The 9,374-nt window shown below is 56.3% G+C and carries 7 protein-coding genes; 1 reads left to right on the forward strand and 6 read right to left on the reverse strand.

Annotated elements, in window-relative coordinates:
- Positions 1-12 precede the first annotated feature (12 nt).
- The 6 genes from MPRO_RS17575 to metG form a co-directional block, all read right to left on the reverse strand.
- Entirely contained in the window at positions 13-354 is a 342-nt protein-coding gene (locus tag MPRO_RS17575; protein WP_067295884.1) for a HopJ type III effector protein, read from the reverse strand.
- Positions 355-669: 315 nt separating this feature from the next.
- Positions 670-1,431 (reverse strand): amino acid ABC transporter ATP-binding protein, encoded by a 762-nt coding sequence (locus MPRO_RS17580; protein WP_067295888.1) that lies wholly within the window; start codon positions 1,429-1,431, stop codon positions 670-672.
- 21 nt (positions 1,432-1,452) lie between these two features.
- Positions 1,453-2,553 (reverse strand): amino acid ABC transporter permease, encoded by a 1,101-nt coding sequence (locus tag MPRO_RS17585; protein WP_067295891.1) that lies wholly within the window; start codon positions 2,551-2,553, stop codon positions 1,453-1,455.
- A 24-nt stretch (positions 2,554-2,577) separates the two neighbouring features.
- Entirely contained in the window at positions 2,578-3,786 is a 1,209-nt protein-coding gene (locus MPRO_RS17590; RefSeq protein WP_067295894.1) for an amino acid ABC transporter permease, read from the reverse strand.
- 144 nt (positions 3,787-3,930) lie between these two features.
- A complete protein-coding gene (locus MPRO_RS17595) occupies positions 3,931-4,944 on the reverse strand; it encodes an amino acid ABC transporter substrate-binding protein (RefSeq protein ID WP_216821325.1) in 1,014 nt (337 codons plus the stop codon).
- A 943-nt stretch (positions 4,945-5,887) separates the two neighbouring features.
- Entirely contained in the window at positions 5,888-7,927 is a 2,040-nt protein-coding gene (gene metG / locus MPRO_RS17600; protein ID WP_067295901.1) for a methionine--tRNA ligase, read from the reverse strand.
- A gap of 143 nt (positions 7,928-8,070) precedes the next feature.
- Between metG and MPRO_RS17605 the strand changes: the two genes are divergently transcribed.
- Positions 8,071-9,318, forward strand: coding sequence for an HDOD domain-containing protein (locus MPRO_RS17605; RefSeq protein WP_082708948.1), 1,248 nt, complete (start codon positions 8,071-8,073; stop codon positions 9,316-9,318).
- The last annotated feature ends 56 nt before the right edge of the window (positions 9,319-9,374 follow it).

Below are 9,374 nucleotides of genomic sequence, written 5' to 3' on the forward strand. Positions count from 1 at the left end.
CCGGTCGGCAAGTCAGCCCTTGGGCGTCAAGGCGTCTGTATCGAATACCACGCCGTCCCAGCCGGTCGCCATAAAGGCACGAATGTTGCCGTGGTCGGTGCCCTGGGGCGCATTCAGCACATCACGGTAAAAGCCGCCAAAGCAGGCCAGTGCCTGGGCTTCGCTCAGCCCGTTCAGTTTGGCGAAGGCGAAGATTTTGCAGCTGCCTTCATTCTGGCCAGCTTCATTGCGTACCTTGCCATTGGTGAAGCCACTGGGCTGGTAATCATAGTGAGCCTGGATGACCTCCATGCTGTGTTTGAAATCCAGGCTGTCGTCCTGTCCGATAGCGGCGAGAAAAGAATCCAGATCCATAGTCGAAACTCCATAGGTAGGCAAACAGGCTTTCTAACATCTGTGATGCCGGGGGTAAAGGCTGAGGGAGCAAGGGCAGGGTGCGAGTTTGACGAAAAAGGGTGTGGGGCAGGCCTGTGTACTGGGGTGGAGCAAGGCGTGGTGTAGGGGGCGGCTCGCTGGGTGCCCGTTAAATGCGCTCTGATTCAGGCATTTAACGGGCGGGTAATGTAGCTGAGGCTTAGTGTTGTGTATCTTGCTCACTCAGGAACAGCTGGGAGCGTTCGTCCTGTTGGAGATTGTCGACTCAACGCACCCATGAGTTAAATTTTGGACTCAATGCTGCAGGATCTGACTCAGGAACAACTGGGTGCGTTCATGCTGCGGATTGTCGAAGAACTCATGGGGATTGTTCTCCTCGATAATCTGCCCGGCATCCATGAAGATAACGCGGTTGGCCACGGTTTTGGCAAAGCCCATTTCGTGCGTTACGCACAGCATGGTCATGCCTTCCTGCGCCAGCTCAATCATGACGTCGAGCACTTCCTTGATCATCTCCGGGTCCAGCGCCGAAGTGGGTTCATCGAACAGCATTACATCGGGATTCATGCACAGGCTGCGGGCAATGGCCACGCGCTGCTGTTGCCCACCTGAAAGCTGCCCGGGAAATTTCTTCGCCTGTTCCGGGATGCGCACGCGCTCCAGGTATTTCATGGCGTTCGCTTCGGCTTCCTTGCGCGACTCCTTGTTGACCCAGATGGGGGCCAGGGCGCAGTTTTCCAGCACCGTCAGGTGCGGGAACAGATTGAAGTGCTGAAACACCATGCCGACATTGCGGCGGATATTCTCGATTTTTTTCAGATCCTCGGTCAGCTGTATGCCATTGACGATGATGTCACCCTGCTGGTGTTCCTCGAGCCGGTTAATGCAGCGAATCATGGTGGACTTGCCGGAGCCGGACGGGCCACAAATAACGATGCGCTCGCCCTTTTGCACCTCAAGGTTGATGTTTTTCAGTACATGGAAATCGCCGTACCATTTATTCAGGTTACGCAGCTCGACGGCCAGGTTTGCCTGCTTGATCTGTGGCTCAGTCATGGGTATTAGTCTCCAAACGCATTAGTTGCGGCCGCCGTGACCGGTATGCAGCAGATTTTCGAGGTGCTGGCTGTAACGGGACATGCCAAAGCAGAAAATCCAGAACATCAGGGCGATAAAGATATAGCCTTCGGTGGCGTAGCCTATCCAGTCCGGGTCGTTGCTCGCCGCCTGCACAATGGCCAGCAGGTCGAACAGGCCGATAATCACCACCAGACTGGTGTCCTTGAACAGGGCGATAAAGGTGTTAACGATGCCCGGGATCATCAGTTTCAGTGCCTGGGGCAGAATGATCAGGATCATCTTTTTCCAGTAGCTCAGCCCCAGTGCATCGGCGGCTTCATACTGACCTTTGGGGATGGCCTGGAGCCCGCCACGCACCACTTCGGCCATATAGGCCGACTGGAACAGGATGATGCCGATCATGGCCCGCAGCAGCTTGTCGAAGTTGATGTCTTCGGGGAAGAACAGCGGCAGCATGACCGATGCCATGAACAGCACTGTTATCAGCGGCACACCGCGCCAGATCTCGATATAGACCACCGACAGCGAACGCACAATTGGCATTTCGGAGCGTCGGCCCAGCGCCAGCAGTATGCCAAACGGCATGGCGGCAACTATGCCGACAACGGCCAGTACCAGGTTCAGGCTGAAGCCGCCCCACAGATGGGTGTCCACCGAGGGCATGCCAAAGGCACCGCCGGTCAGCAGGTAAAAGGCAATGATCGGATAGATTACCAGGGTGATGAAGGACGCCCAGCCCTTGAAGGGCAGGTTGGGAATCATCAGCCAGGCGATCAGGATCGCCATCATCCCAAAGGCGAGATTTAACCGCCAGTATTCACCCGATGGATAGAATCCATACAGAAACTGATCCATGCGGGTGGAAATGAATACCCAGCAGGCGCCGCCGCTGGTGCAGGCTTCACGGCTTTCACCGATCCAGTCGGCATCAATGAACATCCACTGCAGCACTGGCGACAGCCAGTAGATGGCCAGAAATCCGATGACCAGGGTGGCCACTGAGTTAATCGGGCCGTTGAACAGATTGCGCCGCATCCAGCCAATGGCTCCGACCATATTGGGCGGTGGCGGCAGGGCAGCTTCGATAGCATATTTCATAACGGGGTGCTCTCCGGCAATTGGCTAGCGTTCAACCAGCGCCATGCGCTTGTTGTACCAGTTCATGAACAGCGAGGTGAGCAGGCTCAGCGTCAGGTAGACAGCCATGGTCATGGATATAACCTCGATAGCCTGGCCAGTCTGGTTCAGCGTGGTGCCGGCAAAAACGGATACCAGATCGGGGTAGCCGATGGCGGTCGCCAGTGACGAGTTCTTGGTCAGGTTCAGATACTGGCTGGTCAGCGGTGGAATGATGACGCGCATGGCCTGGGGGATCACGATCAGACGCAGGGTGCGAGTCTTGGGCAAGCCCAGTGCCGAGGCTGCTTCGAGCTGCCCCTTGGGTATGGCCAGAATGCCGCCGCGAACTGTTTCGGCGATAAAGGCCGAGGTGTAGATGGTCAGTGCGAGCCAGAGCGCAACCAGTTCAGGCATCAGTGTCATGCCGCCGACAAAGTTAAAGCCCTTGAGTTCCGGCGCGTCAAAAGACACAGGTGCGCCCATGATCAGGAACGCCAGCAATGGCAAGCCGATAATAAGCCCGGTGCTGGCCCAGCCACTGGGGAAAATCTGCCCGGTCGCGTCCTGGCGACGATGAGCCCAGCGTACCAGCACAAAGCTCAGAGCAATGGCTGCCACAAAGGCCCACAGCACCATTGCGATGCCATCTTCGCCGACGGGGCGAGGCACGGACAGGCCCCGCACATTCAGAAAACTGCCAAAAAACTCTATGCTCTGTCGTGGCGAGGGCAGTGCGCGCAGTACTGCGAAGTACCAGAAGAACATCTGCAGCAGCAGCGGTATGTTGCGAAAAATCTCGATATAAATGGACGAGAGCTTGGCGATCATCCAGTTGTCGGATAGCCGCGCGACCCCGAGTACGAATCCCAGCAGTGTGGCTGCGATGATGCCCATGACTGACACCAGCACTGTATTGAACAGGCCGACAAAAAAGGTGCGGCCGTAGCTGTCGGCTGCGGTGTATTCGATCAGGGAGAGGGGAATGCTGAAGCCGGCTTCTTCGCTCAGGAAGCCAAAACCGGTGGTGATGCCGCGGGTTTCAAGATTGTTGAGGGTGTTGCTGACAACGGAATAGAGCAAAAATCCAATAATGCCGAGCAGAAGGGCCTGGAAGATCAGCGCCCGCTTGGCGGGGTCATTCCAGAGACTGGTCCCGCTGGCAGGTACGCGTTTGTGGCCCGGCTTGTCGGCCTTGGGTGTGTCTTCGGACATATTGTCCTCCGTGGGAGCCCGGCCGGTATTATGTTGTGACCCAATACCGACGGGTTCAGGGACCGATGTTTGTTAATCGCCGGCGCTACAGGCGCCGGTGACCGTCAGTACGGGGCCCGAAGGCCCGGCGTGTCTGTGGCTTGATTAACGCATCGGTGGTGCGTACTGGAAGCCTCCCTGGTTCCAGAGTGCGTTGATGCCGCGGTCGATTTTCAGCGGAGAGTCCTTGCCGACGTTGCGATCAAAGGATTCAGCGTAGTTACCCACCTGTTTGATGATCTGGTAAGACCAGTCATCGGCGATATCCAGGCCCTTGCCCTTGGGACCATCAACACCCAGCAGGCGTTTGATATTGGGGTTTTCGCTGGACTTCATTTCGTCGACGTTGGTTGAGTTTACACCCAGTTCTTCGGCGTTCAGCATGGCGTAGAGCGACCACTTGACGACGTTGAACCACTGATCATCACCCTGGCGAACCACGGGGCCCAGGGGCTCCTTGGAAATGACATCCGGCAGTGCCACAACAGCATCCGGATCACTCATGCGGGTACGCAGACCGTAGGCCTGGGAAAGGTCTGTGGTAAAGGAGTCGCAACGGCCGGTATCAAAACTGGTAGCCGCCTGTTCGTTGGTATCGAATACCACCGGTGTGAAGGTCAGGCCGTTGGCGCGGAAGTAGTCAGACAGGTTGAGTTCGGTAGTAGTACCGGACTGAACACAGACGGTGGCGCCATCCAGTTCCTTGACGCTGGTCAGCCCCAGTTCTTTCTTGACCAGGAAGCCCTGGCCGTCGTAGTAGGTCACGCCGGTGAAGTTCAGGCCCAGTTGGGTATCGCGGGTCTGGGTCCAGGTGGTTACGCGGGAGAGAACATCGATTTCGCCGGATTGCAGCGCTGTGAAACGCTCCTTGGCAGTCAGAGGGATGTATTTAACTTTGCTGGCATCGCCCAGAGTCGCGGCTGCGATACTGCGGCACACATCAACATCCAGGCCTTTCCAGTTGCCCTGCTCATCCGGTACGGAAAAGCCGGGTACTCCGCTGGTAACACCACACTGCAATACGCCGCGCGCCTTTACGGCTTCGAGCGTACCTTCCGCTGCAGCCAGTCCTGAGATAGCGGTAGACATGACTATGGCTGTTGCGAGAGCTTTCTTCATCATGGAATGATCCTCCTGAGATCAGGCATGTAATTCTTATTGTGTTCTGTGGATTTCTGGACGCTATCAGTTGATAGCGCTGTGTCTTTCGAAGTGTTGCAACAGGCGTGCCACAATCTGCCTGTACCACCCTGAATGTGCGCTGCGAGCCTCCCGCTGTCGCTTGCTTTATAGACTGAATCGTTCTAACGATAGACCATGTGATTTGACCTGTATATGCACTTACAGTAAAGAATTAAGCGCGTCGGCACAATTGTTTGTTGATCACCTCGTCAATAAAAACGCGGGTGCCAGTGGCGTACCAGTAGCCCGTTATCTGTTTGATAAAACTCTAATGTTTCCCAGTATTTAGCCAGCTGATCAGGGCTGGGAGTGCAGCTGCATCGAGTTAAAGCGAGATACAGCTTACGGATATAACCGCGCTGATTTTGAGCGCGGGGAGTGTCAATTCAGACTCCTGCCTCAGCGCGCTCATATCGTTTCCGGGCATTTACACCAGAATGAGTCCAAACGCGCACCAATTTATTGCACTTGCATAGATCAGGCCAGTTATGAATATCGAGTTTACGGGCATGAGCTGCGAGGCTTGTGGATCAGTCAGATCCCGGTCCTGGCAGGCTGGCGGCGGCGTGGTTACGACAATGTACGTGAAGTCCATGCTGGATCAGGCTATTAAGTAAAAGGCTTTATCTGGTCTGTAGTTGAGTTGTGTTTGGTGCGGCAGCCAGGTTGCACTTTGCAATGATTTGCAGAACGCATCGCGAATTTTGCGTGACTGCGCGGGATCAATTGGCTAAAAGCCATTATCAAATGGGATAGTCGTGGTGCTGCAGGATAGGAATTGAGATGGTGGCCAAGGCCGGAGGGTGGAGGGTGGAGCAAACAGAAGGTGATGGAAGACAGGCCCCGCAATGATTAAAACTGCGGGGCCTGTGGGCACGATTTACTTAATCCGCATGCCTGGCTGAGCACCCTCGTGGGGCTCCAGGATCCACAGATCCTGCCCGCCTGGGCCTGCGGCCAGTACCATGCCCTCGGAGACGCCGAACTTCATCTTGCGCGGCGCCAGGTTGGCCACCATGACGGTCAGTTTGCCTTCGAGCTGTTCGGGCGTATAGGCAGACTTGATTCCGGCGAAGACATTGCGGGTTTCACCGCCCAGATCCAGGGTCAGACGCAGCAGCTTGTCGGCGCCCTCCACATGCTCGGCTTTGGCGATCTTGACAATGCGCAGGTCAACCTTGGCAAAGTCCGGAAACTCGATGGTGTCGGCAACAGGCTCTGCCGCCAGCGGGCTTTTTACGGCCGGTGCTGTCGGAGCGGGTGCCGGCATGGACTGTTTCGAGTCTTCCACCATCTTGTCGATAGCCTCGGGTTCAACGCGCTGCATCAGCGGCTTGAACTTGTTGATGCGATGGTTCAGCAGCGGAGTCTGGATGTCATCCCAGGCGAATCCCTCAATGTTGAGGAACTGTGCGGCCTCATCGGCTACCTGGGGCAGTATTGGAGCCAGATAACTGAGAATCACGCGGAACAGGTTAATGCCCAGTGTGCAGCTGTCCTGTACGTCCTGCGCTCGTTCCGGCTGCTTGGCCAGCACCCAGGGTTCGGCGGCATCAATATACTGGTTGGCCTTGTCGGCTATATGCATGATCTCGCGCATGGCGCGGGCATATTCACGCTGCTCGTAGGCCAGGGCGATGGTCTCGCCCATCTTGACGGCGTCGTTGTAGAGTTCAGGCTGAACCAGGCTGGCACCGAGCTGGCCGTCAAATTTCTTGGCGATAAAGCCTGCGCAACGCGATGCTATATTCACCACCTTGTTGACCAGGTCGGCGTTTACGCGCATGCGAAAATCATCCAGGCTCAGATCGATATCGTCGATGCCGGAACCCAGCTTGGCGGCAAAGTAGTAGCGCAGGTATTCAGGGCGCAGGTGCTTGAGGTAGCTCTCGGCCATAATAAAGGTGCCGCGGGACTTGGACATCTTCTGGCCGTTGACGGTCAGAAAACCATGGCAGAATACCTTTGTCGGCGTGCGGAAATCTGCACCCTTGAGCATTGCCGGCCAGAACAGCGTATGGAAATAAGCGATATCCTTGCCGATAAAGTGATACAGCTCGGCCTCGGAGGACTCACCCCAGTAGTCGTCAAATTCGACGTCGTTGCTGTCGCACCAGTTTTTGAAGCTAGCCATGTAGCCAATGGGCGCATCCAGCCAGACGTAAAAGTACTTGCCCGGTGCATCGGGAATCTCGAAGCCCCAGTAGGGTGCATCGCGGGAGATATCCCACTGCTGCAGGCCCGACTCAAACCATTCGTTGAGTTTGTGGATCATGTGCTCCTGTACATGATCGTCCGTATTAACCCAGGTGCGCAGAAACTGTTCGAAATCGCCGAGCTTGAAGAAAAAATGCTCAGAATCCTTCTCGATGGGCTTGGCACCGGAGACGGCGGAGTAGGCGTTCTTCAGTTCGACCGGGCTGTAGGTCGCGCCACAGGCTTCGCAGGAGTCGCCATACTGATCGGCAGCACCGCATTTGGGACACTCACCCTTGACGAAACGATCCGGCAGGAACATCTGCTTTTCAGGGTCGTAAGCCTGGGTAATGGTGCGACGGGCGATATGGCCGCCGTCATTCAGGCGCTTGTAGATGAGTGCGGCGAAGTCACGGTTCTCGTCCGAATGGGTGGAATAGTAGTTGTCAAAATCCACCATGAAACCCGCGAAATCACGCTGATGCTCGGTGCTGACCTTGGCGATCAGTTCTTCAGGGCTGATGCCCAGCTGATCCGCCTTGAGCATGATAGGCGTGCCGTGGGCATCGTCGGCACAGACATAGGTGCATTGATGACCGCGCTGCTTCTGGAAACGCACCCAGATATCGGTCTGGATGTATTCCACCAGGTGGCCCAGGTGAATGGGGCCGTTGGCGTAGGGCAGGGCACTGGTAACGAGGATCTTGCGCGGATTCTGGGTCATAAGTCGGCTAATGGAACCTGGTGGACTGAAACGAAGTTGTCGGATTCTACGCTTTTTAACGTTGCATATGAACCGATGCGCTGTCGACAAAGCGCGTTTTTAGGACTAAAAAGGGTGAGTCACTATACATCCGGGGATATTGAATGAGCGCGGCAACAGGCAGCGGTCAAGTTTGCAGAATTCTGTTCTGCGACGCCAAGCTCAGTCATCGCGGAGCAGCCCACGAAGTCGGCAGGCACCCGGGTTGGGATGTTATGTGTCTGGATGATGAGGGTGAGGTAGAGTCGCGGCTGAGATACTACGACTCCCAGGTGCTGGTCGTGGTGGCCTACCATCAGCCCTACAAGGCACTGGGGTTGCTGAAAAAAATTGCTGAGGCACGCCCTGGCATAGTACGTATTCTGATTAGCGGCCACCTGACCCCGGCGAGTTCCGCCAGAGCCCTGGAAGTAGCCCACCAGACACTTCCCGACAACAGCACCGGCGCCGAGATTACCGCGGCGATTGAGTATGCGCTGAAAATTGAAGGCCTGGTTAACAAGTCGTCCATTCGGGACTACATCAGTGGCCTTGGGCGTCTGCCCACTCTGCCGACCGTCTACCGTGAGCTGAATGAAGCTCTTAGCTCCGATGTGTCCGACGCCAAGAGTATTGCGGGCATTATCGAGCAGGATCCGGCGATAGCCGCCAAGATCATGCAACTGGTCAACTCGGCGCTCTTTGGCCTGAGGCGCCAGATCAGTCGTATTGATGAGGCGGTGACCATTATAGGCGTGCGCATGATTCGCGACCTGATGCTGGCGACGCACCTGTTCAGCCGCTATCGCCAGCGCGATAGCTGGACGGCATTTTCGTTCTCCAAGCTGCATCAGCGCTCCATGCTGGTGGCGCGTCTGGCACAGCAAATTGGTGCCGATGCCGGCCTGGACCGCAACCAGCAGGGGCAGGCCTTTCTGGCTGGCCTGCTGCATGATTTTGGCATTTCGGTACTGGCGAACAAGAGCCCTGAAGCCTATCAGACACTGATGGATGAAGCTGTGCGCATGGGTCAGCCCATGTATGCCATGGAGAAAATGCGCCTGGGCCTGACCCACGCCGAGGCCGCGGCTTATTTGCTGGGGTTGTGGAACCTGCCCTTCAGCGTGGTCGAGGCCGTGTTGCTGCATCATTTTCCCACTGCATCCCCCAGCACCCGCTTTGAGCCCCTGAGCGCGCTTCACCTGGCCGACGCGCTCTTGCCTGCGCTGTCCAATGGCCCCGGCGCTGACCTGTCCTGCAAACTGTCTGAATCTTATCTGGAGCGCCTGGGGGTGCTGAAAAACCTGCCGCGCTGGAAGATGATGGCCAATGAGTATCGCCTCAAGCTTGAGTCCGGAAATGTCTCGCGTTAATCCTCATGGCGTTATTTACCCGGCGGTTAATACATGAAGCAGGGATGCTTCATCAT

Origin of the sequence: Marinobacterium profundum (assembly GCF_001528745.1) — a bacterium.
GTDB classification, from domain to species: Bacteria; Pseudomonadota; Gammaproteobacteria; order Pseudomonadales; family Balneatricaceae; genus Marinobacterium_A; species Marinobacterium_A profundum.